This is a genomic window from Salinithrix halophila, from assembly GCF_042650125.1.
In the GTDB taxonomy this organism is placed as follows: Bacteria; Bacillota; Bacilli; order Thermoactinomycetales; family DSM-45169; genus Salinithrix; species Salinithrix halophila.
Genome location: NZ_JBHSAP010000015.1, coordinates 111005 through 137026 on the forward strand (window position 1 = coordinate 111005; position 26022 = coordinate 137026).

Sequence of the window (26022 nt, forward strand, 5' to 3'; positions counted from 1 at the left end):
TAGGAAACAACAAACGATCGTCCGTCTTTCGGTTGATAGGAAACGATATCGGTAATTTGTCCTCGTGAATGTGTTTGAGTGTACCTGATCACCGATGATCGTCCCCAGAAACGGTCGGTATAGGTGACCCATCAAAAAAAGGGCTCCTTTGTTTTTTGCCCGAGGCAAAAAAAGTGGAAAATATATCTGGGATTCAGTAAACAATTTCGTTACACTAGAACATGTGATTCCGTCCCAAGGAGGTTGAATATGGCAAGGAAAACAATCGGAGCCGGCATCCTAGCCTGCTTGCTGTTTCTCGCAAGCGGCTGTTCCGTGTTGCTTCAGCAGGCGGAGGAAACGGATAAAGGCAAGGGGAAATCGTCGGCTGAAAAATCAGCCTCATCCAAGCCGGTACTGAGGTGGACGAAATTCCCGGAATCGCTCAGAGAAGTGCGTGCCAACGAAAAAGCGGGCCGTTATGCAGGGGATCAGTATGACTTGAATCGAATTCGTCCTGCGTTGGACAAGCTGCCGAAAGGAACATCACCTGAAGCGGTGTATGACCGTCTCCTCCAATTGGTAGCTGAAGATTACAGCACTCATGTCAAGAAAATGGAGAATTATGATACGAGTATTATCGAGGTAAAGGGAGGACCGGGTACGATCCGCAATCTCGAAGTGCCCGAAGACGAGGAGATTAACATGGTGATCCTGTTGGATGCCAGCGGCAGCATGGCCGGGAAGGTGAAAGACGGCACCAAGATGGATCTCGCCAAACAGGCGATCCGGGAATTCGTTGCCAATATGCCTCAGGGCGCCAATGTTTCCCTTCAAGTATACGGACATAAAGGGAGCAACGCTAAAAAGGATAAAAAACGTTCCTGTTCCTCTGTCGAGGAGGTTTACCCCCTCGGTGAATACCGGGCAAAAGCGTTCAACAAATCCCTGGAGAGTTTTAAACCGGCGGGTTGGACTCCATTGGGTGCAGCGATGGAAAAAGCCCGGGGCCAATTGAAGTCCCGTACCGGTGACGGGGTACAAAACACGATCTATGTGGTTAGTGACGGCGTGGAAACCTGTGGGGGCGATCCTGTTAAACAAGCAGAGGCTCTACATACCTCCCAGATACAGACGAAGGTCAACATCATCGGTTTTGATGTGGACGATAAAGGACAAAAAGCTCTCCAGGACGTGGCGGACGCGGGAGGCGGTACATACAAGACCGTCGGTTCGAAAGTGGGACTGAAGGAATACTTCGAAGGAGAATACAGCCGCCTCTACGACCAGTGGCAAGACTGGGCGAGTGACCATTACGACCGTGCCCAAGTGATCGGGAGCATCAAATACGATGACTTGCAAAAGCGAGGAGAGGCTCTGGATGAATTGGCTGAAAAAGAAAAGGTGCACCTGAACGAAGCTATTTCCTACTTGGAAGAGAGAAGAAAGTTTCCTTACGATACGGTCAGTGATGTCGAGGGGAAAATTTTCGACCGGGAGAAGGCGATCGAAGACTATGTTTATGAGACGCGTGACCGCCTCCAGTCCGAAGTGATCGATAATCGGGATGAGATTCAGTCTGGCGTGATCGATAAACGAGATGCAGAACAAGAGGAAATTAACGACGCACGAAACGATTGATGAAAGGGGAAATTCATATGCTGAAAAAATGGGCACTAGCTGTTCTTCTCGCGGCAATGGTGGTTACGGGGGCCGGCTGTGGTACCGCCGATGGCGAGAAGGCGGAGAAAGAAGCGAAGGTGGCCAAAATCACCTTCGGGGATTATCCACAGGACGAAGGCCGAAAAGAGCTGATTAAACCCCGAGGCCATTTCGGTAAGGATGAGGATATCGCTTTGGAGTTCGATCTGCCGAGTAAGGAAACCTTTGACTCTTCTCTGGTGAAGGTAAAAGTGTTAAAACAGCCGGGGAACAAACTGCAGTATGAATTTGAGACGGATGTGGACCCAACATGGGATAGTTTTATGTGGGAATTTACCGATTCCTCGGATTTTCCTGGGTTCTATGATCCCGGTGAATACACCATCCAGATCCTTCGCGGTAAAGAGCTGCTGGCTGAAGGGGATCTAGAGATTATCGACTGAAGACCCAATCTTTGAGTCACACCCTCGATGTCTCATATACAGCGGGAGGGAAAGATGAAGAACGAGCAGAATCGGCTCATTTATCGGCGGTGGGCACCCTTTTATGATCAGGTGATCGGTCGGTGGTCAGGATTAAATCGGGCTCGCCGCCGGTCGATTTCTCTTGCCCATCTGCACCCAGGTGAGCGAGTCCTCTTCGTGGGAGTGGGAACCGGGCTGGACCTTCCGTTGCTATCCGTTGATTTAGAGGTGACGGGCGTGGACTTATCTTCATCCATGTTGGAACGGGCTCACCTTCGAGGAGGAAAACATCCGTCGCTTCGGTTATTGAAGATGAATGCGGAAACCTTGGCATTTCCGGATGGGTCTTTTGATGTGGCCTTCCTGCATCTGATCCTCAGTGTGGTAGAACAACCACAACAAGCCCTATCCGAAGCCATCCGGGTTCTTCGGCCCGAAGGGCGATGCTTGATTCTGGACAAATTTACCCCCGTTCATCAACGCCCCTCAAAGCTTCGGCGGTTTCTGAACCTTTGGACCACCCGGTTGGGAACGGATATTGAGCGGTCCTGGGAACCGTGGATAGAGGGCCTTCCCGTTGAAGAGAAGTACGTGGAATCAGCTTGGCTCAGAGGAAGTTATCAAATCATCTGCTTACGCAAAAAGCCGCAGGGATGACATGATCCCCTGTCGGCTTTTTTTATTTTTCGGGAGTTAAGGATCCGGATTCCCAGGTGATTACACCTGCTGAGATAGGTTTTACCCTATTGACAATCAAGGAGTTGTGTTATATTCTTCTAACAAAAGGTTAATTAAATCTAACATATCAGGGAGGCTTTTTTCATGATCTCGAAATGGAAAGTGACCCTTTTAGGGGGTTTATCGTTGATCGGGGTTATTGGCATGTCTTTGCAAATGGTACTCTTGTACCAAAGAGGGAACACAGTTCCGGCCGTTTTTTTAATGGTAGGAACCATCAGCTTTATTGCGATTACTTCCGTGCTTTTGAAAAAGCTTTTTTCAGATGTTAAACAAGGCTTCCCCACTGACGATGAACGGTCAAAAAAAGTTCGAGCCTATGCTGCTGGTCGAGCTTACTTTTACTCGCTGTTTATCTGGATTGCTCTCCTAGCCTTTCATCGGTATCTCGACCGTGATGACATTTTATTAATGGGTCTATTGGGGATGGCCCTTTCTTTTGGAGTCAACTGGGTGATTCTAAATAAAAAGAAGGGTTTGGAGTAAGAAGTGAAAACACGCATAAAAGAATACAGGGCTCGGTGCAATCTAACACAAGCTTTACTAGCGAAAAAAGTAGGAGTAAGAAGAGAAACCATTGTTTTTTTGGAGAAAGGGGAATACAACCCTTCGTTAAAACTTGCAGTAAAGGTTGCTCGTGAACTTCAAGCATCCATCGATGAATTGTTTATCTTTGAAGAGGGAGATTTGGATTGATTTTTTTTGGGGGGGGGCATCTCCTTTTTAAGGATCTTAGGGGCCCGATTGGAGATAGCTTCATGTTTCAGGTGTGTGGGTTTCAAGGGAAAGCATCTGGAGAACCGGAAAAAACAGGATGCCGACGCCGATAGTGAAAGTGATAACGTCCATTCACTTGCCTATAAAGGAGGAGAGGCTTATTGATTGCAAAACCTTCCTAATAAATATACAATTTTAAACAAAACGGCTCCAAGAGGTGGAATCATGGACCAATGGAATCGGGTATTCAAACAACTGGACGTATGGGACCGACGGGGGGTCTGTCGATGAAGATGGGGAGATGGAAAACGCTCTTGGGCTTGGCCGTGGCTACTGCCCTGACATTCATCCCGACAACGGACCCGGCAGGTGCATATCAGGCTTTGCCGGAAAGACCGGAAACGCGATCGGTTCTTTTTGTCGGGAACAATTGGGAGGGCACAGTAGACATCATCGATCCCAAGAGCTTTACCCGGCTCGGGCAAATCCAAGTCATTCCGGACCTGAAGGAACGCCAGCGGGAGATACTGACGGATCCCGTTCGGGCTGGGTATTATTTGGCCATTCGCTATTTGGTCGGGGAAGGCCATGACCAGTACGTGGATGACATGTTCACATCTCGCAACGGTCGTTACCTTTACGTCTCAAGACCCAGCCTGGCGGATGTGGTCGGGATCGATCTGCGGACACGGGAAATCGTCTGGCGTGTGCCGATGGAAGGTTACCGAGCGGATCACATGGCAATGTCGCCCGACGGCACGCGTTTGTTGGTGTCAGATTCCACGGCTCGGAAGGTTCACGTGATCGATCCATCCGAAGGCCGCAAAGTGGCTGAATTCGAGTCGGGGGATTCCCCTCACGAAAGCCAGTACTCATCCGACGGTACCCGGATCTTTCACGCCAGCATCGGACATGTTTGGAGTCCGACCGATCGGCCGATTTTTGATTCCATGAAGGGAGACCGCTGGTTTCAGATCGTTGATGCCGAAACCTATCAGGTGATCAAGCGGTTGAATATTGGGGAAATCCTCGAGGATCATGGCTATGAAAACTACAGTTCAGCAGTAAGGCCCATGGCTCTTTCTCCCGACGAAAAGACCGTTTATCTGCAGTTGTCATTTCTCCATGGTTTTGTTGAATTTGATCTGGAAAACGAAAAACCATTGCGAATTGCGCATCTCCCGCTCAGTGAGAAGGCAAAAAACACACCCCGAGAGCAGTATCTTCTTGATTCGGCACACCACGGACTGGCGATGAACCCCCGGGGAACCAAGCTCTGTGTCGCCGGGACGATGTCCAACTATGCCGCGATTGTGGATCGCAAAACATTTGAGTATAAGCTCTTTCCGGATGTCGACAAGCCGTATTGGGCGACTAACAGCGCCGATGGGAAGTATTGTTTCGTTTCAGCCAGCGGGGATGATCAGGTCGTCGTCCTCGACTACCGTAACGAACGGGAGGTTGCCCGAATTCCCGTCGGGGACCATCCGCAGCGGATGCGTATGGGGGTCATTCACCGCGACTATGTAGGGGTAGAGGGGTCACCGGACCATTTCGGGAAAATTGTGGAGATGGGAAGCCGGTGAATCCCAGGCAATCAGGATGATTTGGAATTATGTCATTTAAGACTCCACTTTCTTGCGACCAATTAACCATCCAACAATATAACCATAAACAAGGTGAAGTACCAGTGTTGCCACTGTATAGGGTATACAGCGGATGAAGTATGTGAAATATGTATAAGGTTACATAACCGTGACGATTGTTACGTGGTGTATCCTGAAAACCTTGTTATACCAAGGGTTAGGGAGAGCGGTGTTTTGTTTTTCATATTCATTTTTTATGCAAAACCGCCTAAAATCCAGGGGTAACAAGGGTTTTCGGCGGTTTCAAGAGGTGACAGACAGGTTCAACTGCTCTCTCCTCTCGCGTATAAAATTCATGGGTTTTATGCAGTGATGGTGACGATCAGATGGTACTGGGGTGAATTAGTAGTGGTCCATAATGGCACAAAGTAATTCAAGATGCGTTACACGAGAGGGAACATAAGGCAACCGATGCACCTTGAAAAACCAATATTCTCCCTTGCCTTACGGAAAAGGCGTTCCTATCGGTGAGGTGTTCTCTCGCCGACGGGACGCCCTATTTTTGTTTGATGGACATAGGTGCTTTCGTGCTCCTAGATCCGTCTATTTCTGGATTCCTTTGAGCAGGGTTGTTTTATTCTCGATACGGGCCAGACCGCGGTTAACTTCCTTTGCCGGCTTAACCTGGTCTCCTTTCACTTGAAACTTACCTTGGTAAGCTCCGGCGATTACATAGGCTTCCTTGTCGGTGACCGGACCTTCATACTTTTTCAGGAAAAGGATATAGCCTTTTTTTGGTTTCATCACCCGGTTATCTTCTACGGTAAGATGGTTGCGACCGTCATATCCCCCTGTTTCCAGGATGGTGATCCGACTCAGATCGGCTTTCCCTTTAAGCACCTTCTTCACTTGAAAGGAGCTGGTGGTAAAGAGTACTCCTTTGTAAGTAAAAGCTTTCTGGTTGGACAGGGTGCTTCCTTCCACAATTAAGTCGGTATCTTTTTTCATTGCATCGACACTGGAGTAGGCTTTAGGAACGGAGACCCCTACGTTGATCTCGTGTGGGGCAAAGAATGAGACGTATACCCCCGCGATCAGGAGAACTCCGAGAGCGGCGATCAACAAGGCATAGGCTTTCGATTGAAGGGCTCTTAACATCGCGCTTTCTCCTCTCTTTTCCTTAATAGAGTGCATTGACACCGTTGATGTCGTCCTGGGTTGGTGTGTAAACAGTACGTTCGTCGTTGCTGTACATCACGGCTCCGCCTCTTCCCAGACTGTCTTCATGAGCCAGCCCCAGGGCATGTCCAAATTCGTGAACGATCACCCCTTTTATGGTGTTGGAGTCGTACCCAGCGGTAAAGTGGGTGTTAATCCTAATGTTTGAACTTGTTGTGATGTTATCTGCTCGATCAAAATACCAATCACAGTAACCGCTCCAGTCAACATTGCCATAGTTGGCGACGGTGGTGGTGATCTCGGCGTTAGCACCTCCATCGTAGAAGTCGGCTTCACTTAAATTATTCCACTCTCGAACTGCATTTTCACATTGCACTGTGTAGTCGCCTTGCATGTCACATTCGTAGCTGATTCTGCTGTCTGCCCAGTGTTGCCCTGTGTGAACAAACGCGAATACAGGGCTCCATGCTCCGAAGACCATGAGGGCGAGACCAAGTGCGACCATCCATTTCTTCATTGTCATGCCTCCTCTAAATGTTTTTATTTTTTGTTGCAATGTTATCATTCTACTTAATTTTCTGATCACCTCCGAAAAAGTGAATTTTCCGCCTTTTCAAATATTGACAGCTCCTTTGGTCTGCCCCTCTCATGGGGTGAGAGGGGGCAAAGACTCGACAAGGTAGGACAAGCAGGTTAGGATGGATATGAAAGCGGATACAGAAGCCGAAGGGTCGTTCGGAAATTAATGAATGAATACCCACTCATTTTATGCTACAATGGTTCACAAAGGAGCCGGACCTTCAACGAGGTAAAAGGTGAAACCGTTGTTAGAATTCCATATCAGATAGAAAGAGTCCGTATGAGGCCGGTTTTTTGAATCTTTTCAAATGGGTCGATTCTTCCCGATCTGCATGATGATACTTGATAACAAGGGAGTGGGAAGCTGTGTCGGTATGGCAAGTGATCAACCTGATCCTGTTTCTCGCGGCTGCCGGGTACGGATTTTACCTCTTCGCCCGGGTCGTCTATACCCGTTATACCTATATTCAATTGGGCAAACCGGCCGATTTTTCCCGGGATCTGAACCAGCAACTCAACCAGGTGTGGGTCAATGTCTTCGGGCAGAAGAAACTGTTGAAGGACAAAAAGAGCGGGATTATGCATGCTGTGATGTTTTACGGGTTCATCATTATCCAGTTTGGGGCGATTGACCTGTTCATTAAGGGTCTGTCCCCGGGAAGTCATCTGCCCTTCCCGGCTTATCCCGTCTTCACCCTGATCCAGGAGATCACGGTCTTTGCTGTTCTTCTGGCGACCTTGTACGCCTTTTACCGCCGATTCGTGGAAAAGCTTGCTCGCTTGAAACGGGGCTTTAAGGCGGGACTCGTGGTTATCTTCCTCAGTGTGTTAATGACCTCGATTCTCTTCTCGGCTGCCTTCGAACACCTGTGGTTGCAACCGGATATGCCGGCATGGGCGACTCCCATCTCTTCAGCGATTGCGGCCCTTTTCTCCTGGATGAGTCCACAGGCGGCTGCTGGGGCTTTTTACGCCTTCTGGTGGATCCATGCCCTCGACTTGTTGGCTTTCATGGTCTATGTGCCCCAATCCAAACATTTTCATCTGTTGGTGGCGCCGATCAATGTGTTTTTAAAGCGACAGGGACCGCCAGCCAAGCTGAAGGCGATTGATTTTGAAGATGAATCACTCACGGAATACGGAATTGACAAGATCGAGAATTTCGACCAGAAACAGTTGATCGATCTCTACGCTTGCGTGGAGTGCGGCCGATGTACCAACGTCTGTCCTGCTGCAACGACAGGCAAGATGCTCTCTCCGATGGATCTGCTGGTCAAGATGAGGGATCATCTGACGGAGAAAGGCGCGGCAATCACATCCAAGACCCCCTGGATGCCCGCCTATGCTTTTGCCGGTCCCAACGCGGCGACTGAAGTAGCGGCTTCCAAGGAAGAGGACGGGAGCTATGATTACCCCGTCCAACTGATCGGCGATGTGATTACCGAGGAAGAACTATGGGCCTGTACTACCTGCCGCAATTGCGAGGATGCTTGCCCTGTCTCCAATGAGCATGTGGACAAGATCATCGATATGCGTCGGCATTTGGTCTTGACCCAGGGCAAGATGCATGGGGAAGCTACCCGCACCTTTAATAATATCGAGCGTCAGGGCAACCCTTGGGGAATCAGCCGCAAAGAGCGGGATAAGTGGAAAGAGGGGCTGGAGGAAGATGTCCGGGTTCCGACCGTCAAGGAAGAGAAGGATTTTGAATACCTCTTTTTCGTCGGTTCGATGGGTTCTTTTGACAACCGGAGTCAAAAGATCACCCGTTCCCTGGTGAAGCTCCTCAACCATGCCGGCGTGAAGTTCGCCGTCCTCGGGAACAAGGAGAAAAATTCCGGGGACACCGCCCGCCGAATGGGAAATGAATTCCTGTTTCAGCAACTGGCTGCGGACAACATCGCCCTTTTTCAGAAGCATCAGGTGAAGAAGATCGTTACCGCTGATCCCCATGCCTACAATGTGTTTAAAAACGAGTACCCGGATTTCGGGCTGGAAGGAGTGGAAGTTGTCCACCACACCCAACTCCTAGCGCGGCTAATCCGGGAGGGGCGCCTGAAGCCCACCAAGGAAGTGAAGGAGCGCGTCACCTACCACGACTCCTGTTATCTGGGGCGCTACAACGAGGAATACGATGATCCCAGGTTTATTTTCCGCTCCATACCCGGAATCGAGTTGGTGGAAATGGGGCGCAATCGGGAAAACGGGATGTGTTGCGGGGCCGGAGGCGGCATGATGTGGCTGGAGGAGCAGTCGGGTGTCCGGGTGAACACCGCTCGTACCGAACAGGCATTAGAGACAAAGCCGAGCCTGATCGGAAGCGCCTGCCCCTACTGCCTGACGATGATGAGTGACGGCACAAAAGCCAAAGAAGTGGAAGACCAGGTGAAGACGATGGATGTGGCCGAAGTGCTGGCTCTCTCTGTCGACTTTAGCGACAAACCGGCAGAGGTTGCCCCAGGCGTTCACTGATCCAGAGACTCCCCCCAGGGATGAATCCATGGGGGGAGTTTTGTTGTCCGGTTGATCCTGTCTTTTTATTGCGGCTGTTAAAATGCTTGTGCTACTGTGAAGAAAGATAGAAACGTTTCCCGGGATTTTGCCCTGGGGAGCGAAAGAGGGCGGGTTTCGGTATTCGGGGAAATCATCTCCCGACGAAACCAAGATCCGCTTTAATCGGATTAGGGGGTTGAATCCAGCAGTGGAAGAGGGTAATACATGAAGGATTATTATTGCTCCGTATTAGGGGTGAGCCGTGATGCCCCGAAGGAGGAGATCAAACGAGCCTACCGGCGACTGGTTCGGCAGTACCATCCAGATGTGAATGCCTCTGAGGAAGCGAGGGAGCGTTTCCGGGAAGTAAGGGAGGCTTACGAGGCGTTAAGCCGCTCGGAGCCGGAGCCGATCCCCCTGGAGGGGACCGATGGCGGTGATGCCCACATCGATGCCGAAACGATGGAAGAGCACGAAGCCGAGAAAGAGGATCTTCCCGAGGAAGTGGAAACCGATGTCCGCAAAGATTTTGCTCCAGACAGTCGAAGCGCACCCCGACGACGGAGGTGGAAAGTAGCCGTATGGAGTATGGTGCTGATTTCACTGGTGGGAGCATGGGCGGTTTTCGGCGGGATCCAGGATCTGTTCGCCGAACCCCGCTATCTGGTTTTGACTCATGAGGGTCAAGAATGGAAGCTGGATTTGAACCAGGTGGGTTATGACGGAAAAGATCCCGCCACTTTGGATCGAAAGGCTGTCAATCGTTGGCTGAACAAGGTTGGACGAAGGGTGGACAAACCGGCTCGTAATGCTAAGGCTGAACGGCTAGGGGAGCCGGTACGGCCTGAGAAAACCGGTCGGGTGATGGATGTAAAGAAGGTGCGTGAGCAATGGCTTCCCCATGTGGACCGTTTAATCAACAAACCGCAGCCGGTCCCCATGATCCCTGATGTTCCTCTGGTATCGAGTGAGGATTTGGCTCAGGTGGACAACAAGCGACTCAGTACTTATACTACTTATTTCAATAGCGGGAATCAGGATCGTACCCGCAATATCCGCTTGTCCGCCCAGGCGATTCACAATCGTATCCTGAATCCGGGGGAATTGTTTTCCTTTAATCAGACGGTGGGTCGACGCACCAAAGAAAGGGGATACCGACCGGTTCCCATGAGAGTAAAGGGAGAATTTAGCGAAGGGGTGGGAGGAGGCGTCTCCCAAACGGCATCCACTCTTTTTAACAGTGTGGACGCCGCCGGGCTGGAAGTGGTTTATCGGTTTTCTTTCAGCCGAGATGTCACCTATGTGCAAGCAGGCCGCGATGCGACGGTTTCCTGGAAAACCCCGGACTTCCAATTCCGGAACAATCTGAAAGCTCCCATCCTCCTTCGTTGCCGAGTGGACAGCCAGTCGTTGAAGGTGGATATTTACTCCACCCCGGAGGCGAACGCTCAACTGAAAAAAGTGCCCCCGGCACCAGAGCCTCACACCCTGCCTGATGAGGTAAAAACGGATCCAGAAGAGTCATCGGATGAATTGGATCCGAAAGAGATCGTGAACGCGATAGAAGACACGGAGGATACAGAAGAAGTAAGAGGAGATCATGAGTCTTCCGCTGCGAGTTCCTCTGGCGGGGATACCGGGAGCCCACCGCCCGGAATTGCGGGAGGCGACTCAATCGGTGACGGAGAAAACACTTCCGGCGGGAGTGAGGACACCGGAAGTGCCGACGGGGACGGGAGCGATGATACTGCCCCGACCGGGACCGATGCCGGAGACGGAACGGGTACGGGGGAAGAGGAGACCAGTTCCACCTCCGGTGGAGACACAACCAGTGATGGTGGCGATTCGGGAGAGGAGACGGGCCAGGATACAGGTCAGGACACAGGCCAAGACACCACGCCGGACCCTCCTCAAGCCGATGATCCTGACGGTGCTGCTAGTTCCGACAGCACCGGGGGTGAGGCATAGGTTTAAATCGGGTAAATGGAACGGCTCCTGAATCACAGGAGCCGTTTTTTTCCATAACTTATTTCCTATGGCCTATTTGTCCTTTTTAACTGGCGTGATAGGATTTATTTGAAAGTCATCCTATTGCTAATTTTTTGAGACACCGAGCATGACAACCCCCTCCGTTACCCTTCGCCGAGACTTGTATGTGTTTGACCCTCTCCATTGACTGCTGAAGTCGGAAATAAGAACCAAGGAAGGATGAACAGAATGCCTCGTTTTGTCAAAACTTTGTTTGTAGCGGCCTTATTATTCGCGATGTTGATGCCCTCTGCTGCGTTTGCTGCAAAATCAGAGAAGTACGCCTTGCAACATGAAACCGTTGTGAAGGGTGATACCCTGACGATCCATGGAGAGATCGATGGTGCGGAGTCCGCTGAGAAGGGTCATTGGAAGCTAATTCCGACGGGTAAGGGGTCGGGTGGTAAAGCCGGTCTGCCTGTTAAAGAATTAAAGAGCGAGGCTCTTGCTTTCACCCATCAATACTCGAATCTCGCACCTGGCGAGTACTGCTTCAACCTCAAATACGAGGGCAAGCTGGACGGCAGTACGGCAACATACCCCTTCCTAGAGAAATTTTGTGTCACCGTGACAGGTGATTCCTCCAAGGAACCCAGCGACTCAGAGCAAACCGAGAACCATCCAACGGCGAAAAAGCCCCCCGAGAACACCGAAGAAACCACCACGAAACAAATGAAGGCTGGAAACGGCGATCCACAGCAGGGCGGTAAGATGCCCAAAACCGCTACGGATCAACCCTTAGCTCTTTTAGCAGGAGCAGTGTTGCTTTTAACTGGTGTTGGCCTTCTATTTTTTAAGCGCCACTCCGCCCATAACGGAAACTGAAAAAACCTGGTGAAAATCCCCTTCCTGTTTAACTGGGAGGGGATTTTTGTTATGGGTCACTCCTCAAGGTTTTGGCTCCCAAAACTGAAATTTCCGAAATCAGGGTTCCTTATGGCAGCGCTAAAAGATATAATCAGGGAGGAATGAATTGGAAATCCGGGGGGATTGGATTGTTTATCTCTTGGATGCGTTTTCTAACCCTTCTCATGCTAACGGGTATTTTTCTTGGGTTTCTTGCCGAGTATGTACCTTGGGCGTGGATGTACGTTTTTTGGGCCGGTATTCTCTCGCTTCCTATCCTTCTGGTTGTTGCTTTACGAATCGAAATCAAACAAAGAATGTCGAAGGGAGGTAAATAACGTACGTATAGCAACGATTCTCTACATCGTAGGAGGCGTCTTCCTAGCGTCGCAGTTGGCTTTAGCGGCTTGGATGATCACTCTGTGAGGATAAGGTTGGAGGCAGAAGAGTCGTCTCGATGAGACGGTTTTTTCTTTCTCTGGGGATCTAAACATAATGGGGATGAGAAATGATCGCGATACTTATTGCGAGATGCTCGGCTTAGTTAAACAAAAACAATCACCGTTGCGACGGGATATGGGGTTTCACCCGGGGGATACTGAGAGGGACGATGCTTTACCGTTCCTGACCTGGTGCTGGAGTGACACAGGAGGGTTTGGAAGAAAGGAGACAGCGATATGGAGGCAACGGACATCCGACATTTTCAATACAAACGCCATTGGGAGCAAGAGGGTCATTCTCTCGTTATCCGCCCGGCGGAGCCCCATGATGCACAGGAAATTCATCGGCGCCTTACCCGGGTGGTTGAAGAGGGCGTCTATCTCAACGAAACACCGGATTCCCTTCCGGATCGGGAGGAAAAACGGGAGGAGATTGAAGACATTCGTGAAGGCGGTGGAATGTACACAGTGGTCGAAGTAGATGGTGAAATTGCCGGTGTAGCCCTTCTCCGCCGTGGTTTGGAGGGAACAAGCGACCATACGGCTAAATTCCGCACCTGGCTGGTTCCCGGTTACCGAGGTCTCGGCCTGGGTACCCAGCTTTTGGAGTATACCATCGAATGGGCCCGGACCCATGGGGTGGAAAAGATCAATTTGGATGTCTGGGACAATAACGACCGGGCCATCCAACTGTATGAAAAGTACGGTTTCCAAGTGGAGGGCCGCCGCCTCAAACAGGCGGTGATCGAAGGGGAATATGTGGATGAATTGTATATGGGGCTCTTTGTCTAAGTCCTTTGTGTAGGCAGGCGGACTGCTTCCTTGACAGGGACTGACGCGGTATTGGAGGAAATCCGGGTGTGGCGACCCGGATAATTTTTTGTCAGGTAGTTTCGAAACACGAAAGATTCAGGGGTGAGTTCCGCTTTTCGGGGAAAAGCAATCGTGTTGCAAGCCTACAAGGAATCATTGGTACCGGCAACCCAGCGGAGGGCACCTAGTGGACAGACCCCGCATCTGCGGGAGGAACATCGGGCGCGGAGTCGGCAATCCGGCTCCGCACCTCTTTCCGGGATTTGTCCATAACCTCACAGTGTCTTTTCTTCTCATGGAAAAGGCGCTTGTTTCTTGAATACGGAAAAATGATTGCCAATCCACAAAAAACAGAGTAATCTTGATATTGAAAGCGTTTTATTTTTGCGCCGGAACTGAACGAGCGCTCGGTTGGTCAGGGATTTTTACATTTTAAGCGGAGGTGCTGACATTGGCGGAAACAGTCATTCTGGGAGGAGCCCGCACCCCATTCGGGAAATTTGGGGGCGGACTGAAAGATTTGCAAGCGGTGGATTTGGGAGGAGCGGCAATCCGGGGGGCGTTGGACCGGGCTGGCGTGCCGGGGGAACAGGTGGAGGAAGTGATCATGGGAATGGTTCTCCAGGGGGGAGCGGGCCAGATTCCCTCAAGGCAGGCGGCACGTAAGGCGGGACTCCCCTGGGAAGTAGGGACGGAGACGATCAATAAGGTATGTGCTTCCGGGATGCGGAGTGCTACCCTGGCGGATCAGGTCATCCGAGCAGGGGATGCCGACCTAATCGTAGCCGGTGGTATGGAGAGCATGTCCAACGCTCCCTATGTTCTGAAGGGCGCCCGGTGGGGCCAACGCATGGGCGACGGGCAGATGACGGACCTGATGATCCATGACGGTCTTTGGTGCGCCTTTGATGGGGTGCATATGATCGTACACGGAAGCAACATAGCCGCCGAGTATGGGGTAACCCGGGAAGAACAGGATCGTTGGGCCCAACGCAGCCATCAACGGGCGGTGGTTGCCATCGATGAAGGCAAGCTGGCGGAGGAAATTGTACCGGTGACCGTGAAAGGGCGCAAAGGAGAAACCGTGGTCGACACCGATGAGGCACCCCGTCGGGACACGACCGTTGACAAGCTCGCATCCTTAAAGCCGGTCTTTCTTAAGGATGGAACGGTGACAGCGGGGAACGCTCCCGGCGTCAACGACGGAGCTTGTGCGTTGGTTCTCGCCTCCGATTCCAAAGTGGAAGCATTGGGGGTGAAGCCCGTTGCCAAAATGCTGGGACATGCCGCAGTAGCGATGGAGGCGAAGGATTTCCCGATCACTCCGGCATATGCCATCCAGAAGCTCTTAAAAAAGCATGGCCTCACCCCAGACCAGATCGATTGCTTTGAGGTAAACGAAGCCTTTGCTGCTGTTGCTCTCGCCAATGGAAAGATTCTGGGTTGGGATGAAGAGAAGGTGAACATCAATGGCGGGGCGGTTGCACTGGGGCATCCGATCGGGGCCAGCGGTGCGCGTATTATCCTTACCTTGATTCATGAACTCCGTCGCCGCGGAGGAGGCCTGGGAGTGGCGGGTATCTGCAGCGGTGCTGCTCAGGGAGATGCCGTCCTCATTCGGGTGGATTGATTCACCCAGAAACAGAGAGCATGGGATGCCAGCTTGAAAAAGGAGGAAAAAGCCGATGAAGATCCAGCATGTCACGGTGATCGGAGCCGGTCAGATGGGGAGCGGCATTGCCCAGGTGGCAGCCGAGGCCGGTTGTCAAGTGAACCTTTACGATTTGCAGGAGGGATTCCTGGAGAAAGGAGTTGGCAGGATTGAAAAAAATCTGGCTCGACAGGTAGAGAAAGGGCGTCTGGATGAGAAAGAGAAGTTGTCGATCCTTGACCGAATTCACAAGTTCGCCTCCCTCGAAAAAGCGGTCGAGGAGACCGACATCGTGATCGAAGCCGTGGTGGAAAACATGGGGGTAAAGACGGAGCTGTTCCGTCAATTGGACGAAGCTTGTCCTAGTCGTACCATTTTGGCCAGCAATACTTCATCCCTTCCAATCACGGAGATCGCGGCATCGACGAACCGGCCGGAGAAGGTGATCGGGATGCATTTCATGAATCCGGTGCCGGTGATGAAGCTGGTGGAAGTGATCCGGGGTCTGGCTACCAGCGACGAAGTGTATCATACCGTGGAATCCCTGGCGAAAGAACTGGGTAAGACGCCGGTGGAAGTAAAGGATTTTCCCGGATTCATCTCCAATCGGGTCCTGATGCCCATGATCAACGAGGCGATCTATGCTGTCTATGAGGGTGTTGCCGAACCAGAGGCCATCGATCAAGTGATGAAATTAGGGATGAATCATCCCATGGGTCCCCTTACGCTGGCCGACTTTATCGGATTGGACACCTGTCTGTATATCATGGAGACCCTGCACGAGGGTTTTGGGGATTCCAAATATCGACCCTGCCCTCTCCTCCGGAAATATGTGAAGGCAGGTTGGACAGGGCGGAAGGCAGGGCGCGGTTTTTACATCTATGAGAGCTGATCCTGACAAGGGGCTCACCCCATAAATAGGAGTAGAGTGGGAGAGATCACCATGGAACTCCGGTTGACGGAAGAACAACACATGATGCGTAAAATGGTGCGCGAATTCGCGCGCAAGGAAATCACACCCTGGATTCCATCGATGGACCGGGAGGACCGCTTTCCCCGGGAGGTAGTGACCAAACTGGGAGAGATGGGTTTGATGGGGATTCCCGTACCGGAAGAGTGGAGTGGTGCGGGGGCCGATTTTCTTTCTTACATCCTGACCCTGGAAGAGCTGTCCCGCGTCAGCGCCACCGTAGGGGTTATCCTGGCGGTACACACCTCCGTCGGAACCAATCCGATCTTAAAATACGGGACGGAGGCACAAAAGGAGCGATATGTCCGGAGACTGGCCAGCGGGGAATTCCTCGGCGCATTCGCGTTGACCGAGCCTCAAGCGGGTTCTGACGCTTCTGCACTCCGGACTCGGGCGGTAAGGTGCGGGGATACTTATCTTCTCAGCGGGAGTAAGGTATTTATCACCAACGCGGGGGAGGCGGACACCTACACGACCTTTGCCGTCACGGATCCGGAGAAGGGAGCGAAAGGGATCACCGCCTTTGTTCTGGAAAAAGACGCCCCCGGTCTGGTCATCGGTAAGAAGGAGAAAAAAATGGGCCTGGGTGGTTCCAGCACCTGCGAAGTGATCTTCGAGGAGGCGGAAGTACCGGCGGAAAATCGACTCGGTGAAGAAGGACAGGGTTATGAAATTGCTCTTTCCAACTTGGCAGGCGGTCGAATCGGGATTGGGGCCCAGGCATTGGGGCTGGCCCAAGCTGCATTAGAAGCGGCCCGTGTTTACGCCGGAGAACGCCGGCAGTTTGGCAAACCGATTGGGAAGTTGCAAGGGATCGGATTCAAGTTGGCGGATATGGCGACGCGGATCGAAGCGGCCCGGCTCCTTGTCTACCGTGCGGCAGTCCTTCGGGACGGCGGGCATCCTTGCCGCCGTGAGGCTGCCATGGCCAAAATGTTTGCATCCGATGTCGCTATGGATGCGACCACCGAGGCGATCCAGGTTTTCGGTGGTTATGGATACACCCGGGAATATCCGGTGGAACGCCTTTTCCGCGATGCCAAGGTAACTCAGATTTACGAAGGAACCAATGAGATCCAGCGGATGGTCATCGGGGAAGACCTATTGCAGGATTGAACGTGCTTTGGAGGAGAAACCCCGTTTGTCGCGGGAGCGTAAAAGGAGTGTCAAGGATGCAATTTCGATTGAGCGAGGAACATGAGATGATGCGCAAGATGGTGCGGGATTTTGCCGTCAAAGAGGTGGCCCCCACCGCGGCAGAAAGGGATGAAAAGGAATCCTTTGACCGCTCCATCTATGACAAGATGGGGGAATTGGGCTTAACGGGCATTCCCTGGGAGGAGAAGTGGGGCGGGGCGGGTTCCGATTTTTTGAGCTATGTCATCGCTGTTGAGGAGCTTTCCCGTGTGTGTGGGTCCACGGGTGTTACCTTGTCCGCCCATCTTTCCTTGGCCAGCTGGCCATTGTGGAAATTCGGGACAGAAGAGCAGAAAAAGCATTTCCTGAAGCCCCTCGCCGAAGGGAAAAAGTTAGGGGCCTACGGCCTGACCGAACCCGGTTCTGGTTCTGATGCGGCCAACATGAGGACAACCGCTCGCCGGGAAGGAGACGAGTACACCCTAAACGGAAACAAGATTTTCATCACCAACGGGGGGGAGGCGGAGATCTATCTGGTCTTTGCCGTTACTGATGCGGAGCAAAAGCACCACGGTGTTACAGCCTTTATTGTAGAAAAGGGAACCCGGGGCTTTTCCATCGGCAAAAAGGAATCCAAACTGGGCATCCGCTCCTCGCCGACGACAGAAATTGTCTTCGAAGATTGCCGCATTCCTGTTGCCAACCGCCTCGGCAAGGAGGGGGAAGGCTTTCGGATCGCCATGATGACACTGGACGGAGGGCGAAACGGAATCGCAGCCCAGGCTGTCGGAATCGCCCAGGGAGCCCTTGATGCCGCTTTGGCTTATGCCAAGGATCGGAAGCAGTTCGGCAAACCGATCGGCAAGTTGCAAGCGATCCAGTTTAAATTGGCAGATATGGCGACCCAGATCGAAGCGGCCCGCCTGCTCACCTACCAGGCGGCATGGCTGGAGTCCAGGGGACTTCCCTATGGGAAAGCTTCGGCGATGGCGAAACTGTACGCGGGGGATATCGCCATGAGCGTCACGACGGAGGCCGTTCAAGTTTTCGGCGGTTATGGGTATACCCGGGAGTATCCGGTTGAGCGGTTTATGCGAGATGCCAAGATTACGCAGATTTACGAGGGGACCAACGAAATTCAACGCCTCGTGATTGCCGGACATCTGTTGAAGGAATGAGAAGGCCCTCCAACGGAAAGGAGGAGGAGTCCATGGACGAATGGGTGAACGCAGTCAAAGAGGGTGACCGGCGCAAAATCGCCCGGGCGATCAGCTGGATTGAGAATGGGGATATCCGCCGGGAGGCGCTGATGGAAGCTCTTTATCCCCATACCGGAGGCGCTTTCCTCATTGGTGTAACCGGATCACCAGGGGCAGGGAAGAGCACGCTTGTCGACGGACTCCTCTTCGAGATCCGCAAGCAAGGAAAAAAGGCGGCCGTGATTGCTGTCGATCCGACCAGTCCCTTTACTGGCGGGGCTCTCCTGGGAGACCGGGTTCGGATGGCTCGCCATGCCTTGGACAAAGGGGTCTTCATCCGCAGTATGGGAACGCGGGGAAGCTTGGGTGGCCTGGCCCGTCCTGCAAAAGAGGCGGCCCGGGTGCTTGACGCCGCCGGCTATGACGTAATCTTTATTGAAACGGTTGGAGTCGGCCAGTCGGAAATCGACATTATGCATCTGGCGGATACCGTCGCTCTGGTCCTCACCCCTGGGAGCGGGGATGCGGTTCAGGTATTCAAGGCGGGAATCATGGAGACCGCCGACTTATTCGTAGTGAATAAAGCGGATGGAGAGGGGGCGGAAAAGCTGGTCCGGGATATTGAAGAGATGCTTTCCCTTGTGAAAGGGGATGCTCCCTGGATGCCCCCGATTGTCCAAACGGAGAGTAAGGAAGGACGAGGCTTGGACTTGCTGTGGGGAAAGATGGAATCCCACCGCCTCTATCTCCTGGAAAGCGGAAACTGGGAGGGGCATCGTCTGCAGCGCCTCCGGCGGGAGGTACAGGAGATCATGGAAGAAGAACTTCGGAACCAGCTGGCGGATCGCATTCGGGATCCTGCCTTCCAACAGGATTTGGACCGGGTCCAATCCAGGGAAAAAGCTCCCCATGAGGTGGCTCGGAAGTGGTTGGCTCGCCTCATGGATACATCGGGAGGCGCTAACTATGACCGGGGATGAAAAAGGGATCCCTTCGTTGGTAAAAAACCGCCGTCTGGTCGAACAGCGCCGCAGTCAGATCATCCATGGGGCTTTCAACCTGTTTGTCCGGAAGGGCTTTCATAAGACGACCACCCGGGAGATCGCCCGAGAATGCGGCCTTTCCATCGGAACGATGTATGAATATATCCAGACCAAGGAAGATGTTCTCTACCTGGTATGCGACTACATCCATGCCGAGCTGGAGCGGCGCCTTCGGGAAGCCCTCGAAGGAATCCGGACAGGGAAGGAAGGGCTGATGCGGGCCGTTTCCCAACATTTTCGGCTGATGGGAGAGATGAGTGATTACGTCCTCCTGATTTATCAGGAGACCAAGTCGCTTCCCCGGGAAGCCAAAAAGCGGATTTTACAGAAAGAAGAGGAGATTACCGCTCTTTTCGAAGAGGTACTGCACCGGGGAATCCGAGATGGGACTCTGAAGCTGGACGCCTCTTCGGTCAAGCTGATGGCTCACAATATCATGGTGCTGGGGCAGATGTGGACTTTTCGTCGGTGGGCCCTTGGCGGGCATTACTCGCTGGAGGAGTATACCCGCCGCCAGACGGCCCTCCTGTTGAGTGAATGTACCCAAGAAGATGCGGGAGGCGAGTAGGATGACCAGGGAGGTATACAGACCGAAACACCCAGTGCGGTTCGTGACGGCAGCCAGTCTTTTTGACGGCCACGATGCCTCGATCAACCTGTTTCGGCGGCTGTTGCAAGCAAGTGGCGTTGAGGTGATTCACCTGGGCCACGACCGGTCTGTCGACCTGATCGTCGATGCGGCGGTTCAGGAAGATGTACAGGGGATTGCGGTCTCCTCCTACCAGGGGGGGCACATGGAGTTCTTCAAATACATGGTGGACCGGCTAAAGGAGAAGAAGGCAGACCATATCAAGGTTTTCGCCGGTGGGGGCGGCGTCATTGTCCCTCGGGAAATTCGGGAATTGGAAGCCTACGGGGTGGTTAAAGTCTTTTCGCCGGAGGATGGGCGGTCCATGGGCTTGCAAGGAATCATCAACCAGATGGTTCGGGCCTGCGATTTTCCTCCTGTGGAGCGGATTACCGGGGAACCGGAAGCGGCGGCCCGCGGGGATGTAGCGGCCATCGCCCGTTTGATTACGTCTGTCGAGCAGAATGAGGGAGAGGAGGCCGTTGCAGCTGCCGCCCTCTCTGTTCCAGCGGAAGAGGCTGCCAAGAAAAAGACGGTGCCGGTGGTGGGCCTGACCGGGACCGGTGGCGCGGGGAAGAGCTCTCTCACTGATGAATTGGTTCGCCGTTTTTTGGGAGACTTCCCGGAGAAAAAGATAGCGATCCTCTCCATTGACCCTTCCAAGCAGAAAACCGGCGGCGCTCTCCTCGGGGACCGCATCCGCATGAATGCGGTCCATCATCCACGGGTTTACATGCGGAGCCTTGCCACCCGGAAGAACCGTTCCGAGCTGTCCGCTGCCACCAAAGAAGCGATTGGTATCCTGAAGCAGTCGGGTTTCGACCTCGTCCTGGTGGAAACAAGCGGAATCGGCCAGGGGAATGCTGATATTATCGAAGTGAGTGATTTCTCCGTCTACGTGATGACATCGGAGTTCGGTGCCCCTTCCCAACTGGAAAAGATCGAAATGCTGGACTACGCGGACCTGATCGCCATCAATAAGTTTGACCGTAAAGGTTCCGAGGATGCCCTAAGGGACGTGAAAAAGCAATACAGGCGTAACCATCACCTCTTTGACGCCGATGACCGGGATATTCCGGTCTACGGGACTATGGCCCACCGATTCAACGATGCCGGTACTCACCTTTTCTACAAAGCTCTCATTACAGGCGTGTCAAAAAAGCTTTCCCTCGGCTGGGAGTCGGACCTAAATGTGGAGCACAACACGGAAGCACGTCCCATCATTCTGCCCGAGCGGATGCATTACTTGCGAGAGATCGCTTCTACCGTTCGTAAATACCGGGAATATACCGAGGAACAGGCCGACCTCGCCCGCAAGTGGTTCCAGGTGAACGGTGCCAGGGAAATTTTTAAGGAAAGGCTCCATGACGGCACCGATGAAAGGGAAGGACCGCTCGTACCGCTGGAGGAAGCCGCCGAGTCGATCAAGGAACGCCTTGCCCCCGAGTCCAGGCGTACCCTGGAAGAATGGCCGCGCTTGAAAGAAGCTTACCGGCAGGAAGAATTCGTGGTCAAGGTGAGGGATAAAGAGATCCGCACTCCCTTGTTTACCGAAACACTGTCCGGAAGTCGGATTCCTAAGGTGGCTCTCCCCCGGTTTGAGGATTGGGGAGAGGTCCTTCGTTGGGCGATGAAGGAAAACGTCCCCGGCCGCTTCCCCTATACCGCTGGTGTCTTTCCCTTTAAGCGGGGGGATGAGGATCCGAAGCGAATGTTTGCCGGGGAGGGGACACCGGAACGGACCAACCGCCGCTTTCATTATCTCTCCGAAGGGGAACCCGCAAAGCGCCTCTCCACCGCTTTTGACAGTGTTACCCTGTATGGCAGGGATCCCGATGAACGGCCGGACATTTATGGGAAGATCGGGGAGTCTGGGGTGAGTATCTGCACGTTGGAAGACATGAAGAAGCTCTACGCCGGCTTCGACCTGTGCGCTCCTTCTACCAGCGTTTCGATGACCATTAACGGTCCGGCTCCCATCATACTGGCCATGTTCCTTAATACGGCGATTGATCAGCAGATCGACCGCTTTCGGGAGAAGGAAGGGCGGGAACCTACGGAGGAAGAGCGGCAGGCCATTCGATCCCGGGCCCTGGCCACTGTGCGTGGAACGGTGCAGGCGGATATCCTGAAAGAGGATCAGGGGCAGAACACTTGCATCTTCTCCACGGAGTTTGCCCTTAAAATGATGGGCGATATCCAACAGTATTTCATCGATCACGGAGTCCGGAATTACTACTCCGTCAGTATCAGCGGCTATCATATCGCTGAGGCGGGAGCCAACCCGATTTCTCAGCTGGCCTTTACCCTGGCTAATGCTTTCACCTATGTGGAGTATTATCTTTCCCGGGGGATGAAGATCGATCAGTTTGCTCCTAACCTCTCTTTCTTTTTCTCCAACGGTCTCGACGCGGAGTATTCGGTCATTGGCCGAGTGGCCCGCCGCATTTGGGCCGTAGTTATGAAGCGTCTATACGGGGCCAACGAGAGGAGCCAGAAACTGAAGTATCATATTCAGACTTCGGGCCGATCTCTTCACGCCCAGGAGGTCAACTTCAACGATATCCGAACCACTCTTCAGGCCTTAATGGCTCTTAACGATCAGTGTAATTCCCTCCATACCAACGCTTACGATGAAGCGATCACCACTCCCACGGAAGATTCCGTCCGGCGGGCGATGGCCATCCAGTTAATCATTACGAAAGAGCTGGGCCTTTCTAAAAATGAAAATTCCCTTCAGGGCTCTTTTATCATCGAAGAATTGACCGATTTGGTAGAGGAGGCCGTACTGCGGGAGTTCGAACGTATTTCCGATCGGGGGGGCGTCCTCGGAGCGATGGAGACCCAATACCAACGGGGGAAGATCCAAGAGGAATCCCTCTATTACGAAACGAAAAAACACTCCGGCGATCTGCCGATTATCGGAGTGAACACGTTTCTGAAAGAGGGGGAGGAAGCAGAACCGGAATACGAGCTGACCCGTGCCGCCCCCGAGGAAAAGGAAGCTCAGATTCAGAACCTGCGTTCCTTCCAGGAGAGACACCGGGAAGAAACACTCGGGGCCCTCGCCCGTTTGCAAGAAACGGCCCGCAAAGACGGCAATCTCTTCGCTGAGCTGATGGAGACCGTCCGTGTCGCCAGCTTGGGGCAGATTACGGAAGCTCTCTTCGAAGTGGGTGGCCAGTATCGGCGAAATATGTAACCCTGTATAACCCGCCTCGGGCGGGTTTTTCTTTGAATCCCTTCTTGTTGGTTGACTTCGAACCCGTTTTGGTTAAAATAGACATACGACTGGATACAACTGCTTCACGTGCGGAACTTCCGCCCACTTTGGAAAGGAAGGATGTGCCCTCATGCCCGACAACCTGGCAGAAAAACTGTCCACGGAGGAGATTCGGGAGACCGCGATGGTCGACCTGGCATATAATATATTGAAAAAAAAGGGAGAACCCGTTTTGTATAGGGATCTGATGAACGAGGTTTCCCAATTGAAAGGTTTTTCCACGGGTGAAATAAAGCATTACATCGCGCAGCTCTACACGGAGATCAACATCGACGGCCGTTTTATCTGTGTAGGGAAGAGCCTGTGGGGTCTGCGACGCTGGTATCCGACGGAGCAGGCCACCGACTCCGCCGTCGCGCAAAATGTGAAAGATGATTACAGTGACGAGGACCTAAATGAAGAGGATCTCTTCGGTGAGGAAGATTCCCCCTTTGATGAGACGTCCACCGATGACGACGGTGATTACGACGAAGATTACGAGGAAGAAAGCGAAAACGGCTTCGAGGATGAAGGCGATGAAGAGGAAACCGAGGACGAAGAATCCTAACCAGTCTATGAATTGGACGATTAGCCCTCCTCACCCCTCCCTCCCGCCGCTTGACAAAGCCTGTCTGCGAGGTTAAACTAAGCGATGGGCTAATGAAGTACGTTTTATAAGCACGTTCCGAACCGCGGGTGATTTCCGCGGTGGCGGTACCCTTACACGCAAGAGCGCCCCCGTTCAGGGTGGCGCTTTTTCTCATTGTGAAACAATTTTTGGGAACCATAACCGAAGGAGGGCCGATCCATGACCAAGTTTATCTTTGTGACCGGCGGTGTCGTCTCGTCCCTTGGCAAGGGAATTACGGCGGCATCCCTGGGCCGGTTGTTGAAAAACCGGGGTTTGACGGTGACCATTCAAAAATTCGACCCCTATATCAATGTGGATCCGGGTACGATGAGCCCTTATCAGCACGGCGAGGTGTTTGTAACGGACGATGGGGCAGAAACAGACCTGGATCTAGGTCATTATGAACGGTTCATCGACATCAACCTTTCCAAGAACTCCAACGTCACCACGGGGAAAGTCTACTCTGCTGTCATCAACAAGGAACGCCGGGGAGACTACCTCGGGGGTACAGTTCAGGTCATTCCCCACATCACGAATGAGATCAAGGATCGGGTCTTCCGGGCTGCGAGGGAGACCCACCCGGACGTGGTGATCACCGAGATCGGCGGAACAGTGGGTGACATTGAGAGCCTACCTTTTCTGGAGGCGATCCGTCAGATCAAGAGTGAAGTGGGGCGTGACCATGTCCTATACATCCACTGCACTTTGATTCCGGAACTATCCGCCACCGGTGAATTGAAGACGAAGCCGACGCAACATAGTGTCAAGGAGCTCAGGGGCATCGGTATCCAACCTAATGTCATCGTCTGCCGGACAGGTCAGCCTCTGTCTGAAGACATGAAACGGAAACTGGCTCTCTTCTGCGATATCGATTATCAGGCGGTAATTGAATGCCGTGATGCAGAGACCCTTTATGAAGTACCTTTGATGCTACAAGACGAGGGTCTGGATGAAATCACGGTGAAGCACTTGGGCCTGGACGGCGGAGAAGCGGACATGACAGAATGGATTGCCCTAGTCGACAAGGTGAAGAACCTGACTCATCGAACCAAAATTGCCGTCGTCGGCAAATATGTCGCCCTTCACGATGCCTACATGAGTGTCGTCGAATCCCTCAACCACGCAGGTTTCTCCAATGATACCGAGGTGGAGATTCTTTGGGTCAACGCCGAAGAGGTAACGGATGAGAATGCTGCCCAATTGCTGGGTGAAGCCGACGGCATCCTTGTGCCCGGCGGATTCGGCGACCGGGGAATCGAGGGGAAAATCGCCGCCGTTCGCTTTGCCCGGGAACAACGGATCCCTATGCTAGGTATCTGCCTAGGAATGCAGGTCGCCTGTATCGAGGGAGCACGTAACCTCCTTGGCTTGGACGGGGCCAACAGTTCGGAGATCGATCCCGAGACCGCCAACCCCGTCATCGACCTGCTGCCCGAACAAAAGGAGATCGAAGATCTGGGCGGAACGATGCGCCTTGGCTTGTATCCCTGTAAACTTATTCCGGGTACCCGCGCTCAAGAAGCCTATGGAAATGGTCTGGTATACGAGCGTCACCGCCACCGCTACGAGTTTAATAACGAATATCGGGAACAAATGGCCGAGGCAGGATATGTCTTTGCCGGAACATCCCCTGACGGTCGACTGGTAGAAATCGTGGAATTAAAGGACCATCCCTGGTTTGTCAGCTGTCAGTTTCACCCTGAGTTCACCTCCCGGCCCAACAGGCCACAACCTCTTTTTCGCGACTTTGTCGCAGCAGCACTCCAAGCCAGCTTAAAGGCGGAACGGGTCTGACGGAAATCGATTCCCCGTACCGATGCTGGTATTCATCTTAGCCTCCGTACAACCGTGCGGAGGTTTTTTGCGGTGTTTGAGAAAAGTAGATTATCCATATAATCCCTTCCTTTGGTGCAGAATTCCATGCATAAGGCCGATTCCCTCGCTCTTTCAGCCCCTTCTTCATGGATTTTAACCGAA

At 52.8% G+C, this 26022-nt stretch carries 21 protein-coding genes; 19 read left to right on the plus strand and 2 right to left on the minus strand.

From position 1 onward, the window contains the following. The first annotated feature begins 249 nt into the window (after window positions 1-249). The 6 genes from ACFOUO_RS10765 to ACFOUO_RS10790 all read left to right on the plus strand — a co-directional run bounded on the left by ACFOUO_RS10765 (window position 250) and on the right by ACFOUO_RS10790 (window position 5146). A complete protein-coding gene (locus tag ACFOUO_RS10765; RefSeq protein WP_380705066.1) occupies window positions 250-1620 on the plus strand; it encodes a VWA domain-containing protein in 1371 nt (456 codons plus the stop codon). Window positions 1621-1637: 17 nt separating this feature from the next. Continuing rightward, a complete protein-coding gene (locus ACFOUO_RS10770; protein WP_380705068.1) occupies window positions 1638-2084 on the plus strand; it encodes a hypothetical protein in 447 nt (148 codons plus the stop codon). A 54-nt stretch (window positions 2085-2138) separates the two neighbouring features. Next, window positions 2139-2762: a class I SAM-dependent methyltransferase gene (locus tag ACFOUO_RS10775; RefSeq protein ID WP_380705070.1), complete on the plus strand. Its 624-nt coding sequence runs from the start codon at window positions 2139-2141 to the stop codon at window positions 2760-2762. Window positions 2763-2969: 207 nt separating this feature from the next. Then, a complete protein-coding gene (locus ACFOUO_RS10780; RefSeq protein WP_380705072.1) occupies window positions 2970-3329 on the plus strand; it encodes a hypothetical protein in 360 nt (119 codons plus the stop codon). 3 nt (window positions 3330-3332) lie between these two features. Next, window positions 3333-3539 carry a helix-turn-helix transcriptional regulator gene (locus ACFOUO_RS10785; RefSeq protein WP_380705073.1) on the plus strand — a complete coding sequence of 69 codons (207 nt, stop codon included), beginning with the start codon at window positions 3333-3335 and terminating at the stop codon, window positions 3537-3539. A 308-nt stretch (window positions 3540-3847) separates the two neighbouring features. Further along, window positions 3848-5146, plus strand: coding sequence for a YncE family protein (locus tag ACFOUO_RS10790; protein ID WP_380705075.1), 1299 nt, complete (start codon window positions 3848-3850; stop codon window positions 5144-5146). 603 nt (window positions 5147-5749) lie between these two features. Here ACFOUO_RS10790 and ACFOUO_RS10795 read toward each other — a convergent pair. Beyond that, window positions 5750-6304 (minus strand): hypothetical protein, encoded by a 555-nt coding sequence (locus tag ACFOUO_RS10795; protein WP_380705077.1) that lies wholly within the window; start codon window positions 6302-6304, stop codon window positions 5750-5752. Window positions 6305-6326: 22 nt separating this feature from the next. Further along, window positions 6327-6842, minus strand: a complete 516-nt coding sequence (locus tag ACFOUO_RS10800) for a matrixin family metalloprotease (RefSeq protein ID WP_380705079.1) — start codon at window positions 6840-6842, stop codon at window positions 6327-6329. Between the two features lie 428 nt (window positions 6843-7270). Between ACFOUO_RS10800 and ACFOUO_RS10805 the strand changes: the two genes are divergently transcribed. From ACFOUO_RS10805 to ACFOUO_RS10865, 13 genes are all read left to right on the plus strand, one after another. Then, window positions 7271-9376 (plus strand): heterodisulfide reductase-related iron-sulfur binding cluster, encoded by a 2106-nt coding sequence (locus ACFOUO_RS10805; RefSeq protein ID WP_380705081.1) that lies wholly within the window; start codon window positions 7271-7273, stop codon window positions 9374-9376. A gap of 246 nt (window positions 9377-9622) precedes the next feature. Next, complete coding sequence (locus ACFOUO_RS10810; protein ID WP_380705083.1) at window positions 9623-11365, plus strand: VanW family protein; 1743 nt, start codon at window positions 9623-9625, stop codon at window positions 11363-11365. 249 nt (window positions 11366-11614) lie between these two features. Further along, on the plus strand, window positions 11615-12250 hold the full coding sequence (locus tag ACFOUO_RS10815; protein WP_380705085.1) for an LPXTG cell wall anchor domain-containing protein: 636 nt from the start codon (window positions 11615-11617) through the stop codon (window positions 12248-12250). A 698-nt stretch (window positions 12251-12948) separates the two neighbouring features. Next, window positions 12949-13503 carry a GNAT family N-acetyltransferase gene (locus tag ACFOUO_RS10820; RefSeq protein ID WP_380705087.1) on the plus strand — a complete coding sequence of 185 codons (555 nt, stop codon included), beginning with the start codon at window positions 12949-12951 and terminating at the stop codon, window positions 13501-13503. 472 nt (window positions 13504-13975) lie between these two features. Further along, on the plus strand, window positions 13976-15154 hold the full coding sequence (locus ACFOUO_RS10825; RefSeq protein WP_380705089.1) for an acetyl-CoA C-acetyltransferase: 1179 nt from the start codon (window positions 13976-13978) through the stop codon (window positions 15152-15154). A gap of 55 nt (window positions 15155-15209) precedes the next feature. Then, window positions 15210-16067, plus strand: a complete 858-nt coding sequence (locus tag ACFOUO_RS10830; RefSeq protein WP_380705091.1) for a 3-hydroxybutyryl-CoA dehydrogenase — start codon at window positions 15210-15212, stop codon at window positions 16065-16067. A gap of 51 nt (window positions 16068-16118) precedes the next feature. Further along, the gene (locus tag ACFOUO_RS10835; protein ID WP_380705093.1) at window positions 16119-17261 is read left to right on the plus strand and encodes an acyl-CoA dehydrogenase; all 1143 of its coding nucleotides are present in this window, start codon (window positions 16119-16121) and stop codon (window positions 17259-17261) included. 56 nt (window positions 17262-17317) lie between these two features. Then, window positions 17318-18460, plus strand: coding sequence for an acyl-CoA dehydrogenase (locus ACFOUO_RS10840; protein WP_380705095.1), 1143 nt, complete (start codon window positions 17318-17320; stop codon window positions 18458-18460). Between the two features lie 32 nt (window positions 18461-18492). Then, window positions 18493-19461: a methylmalonyl Co-A mutase-associated GTPase MeaB gene (meaB, locus tag ACFOUO_RS10845; RefSeq protein ID WP_380705097.1), complete on the plus strand. Its 969-nt coding sequence runs from the start codon at window positions 18493-18495 to the stop codon at window positions 19459-19461. Then, window positions 19448-20092: a TetR/AcrR family transcriptional regulator gene (locus tag ACFOUO_RS10850; protein ID WP_380705099.1), complete on the plus strand. Its 645-nt coding sequence runs from the start codon at window positions 19448-19450 to the stop codon at window positions 20090-20092. The genes meaB and ACFOUO_RS10850 overlap by 14 nt, the downstream gene beginning before the upstream one ends. A 1-nt stretch (window position 20093) precedes the next feature. Beyond that, a complete protein-coding gene (icmF, locus tag ACFOUO_RS10855; protein WP_380705101.1) occupies window positions 20094-23354 on the plus strand; it encodes a fused isobutyryl-CoA mutase/GTPase IcmF in 3261 nt (1086 codons plus the stop codon). A gap of 151 nt (window positions 23355-23505) precedes the next feature. Further along, window positions 23506-23982, plus strand: coding sequence for a DNA-directed RNA polymerase subunit delta (gene rpoE / locus ACFOUO_RS10860; RefSeq protein WP_380705103.1), 477 nt, complete (start codon window positions 23506-23508; stop codon window positions 23980-23982). Between the two features lie 240 nt (window positions 23983-24222). After that, window positions 24223-25839, plus strand: coding sequence for a CTP synthase (locus tag ACFOUO_RS10865; protein WP_380705105.1), 1617 nt, complete (start codon window positions 24223-24225; stop codon window positions 25837-25839). Window positions 25840-26022 lie beyond the last annotated feature (183 nt).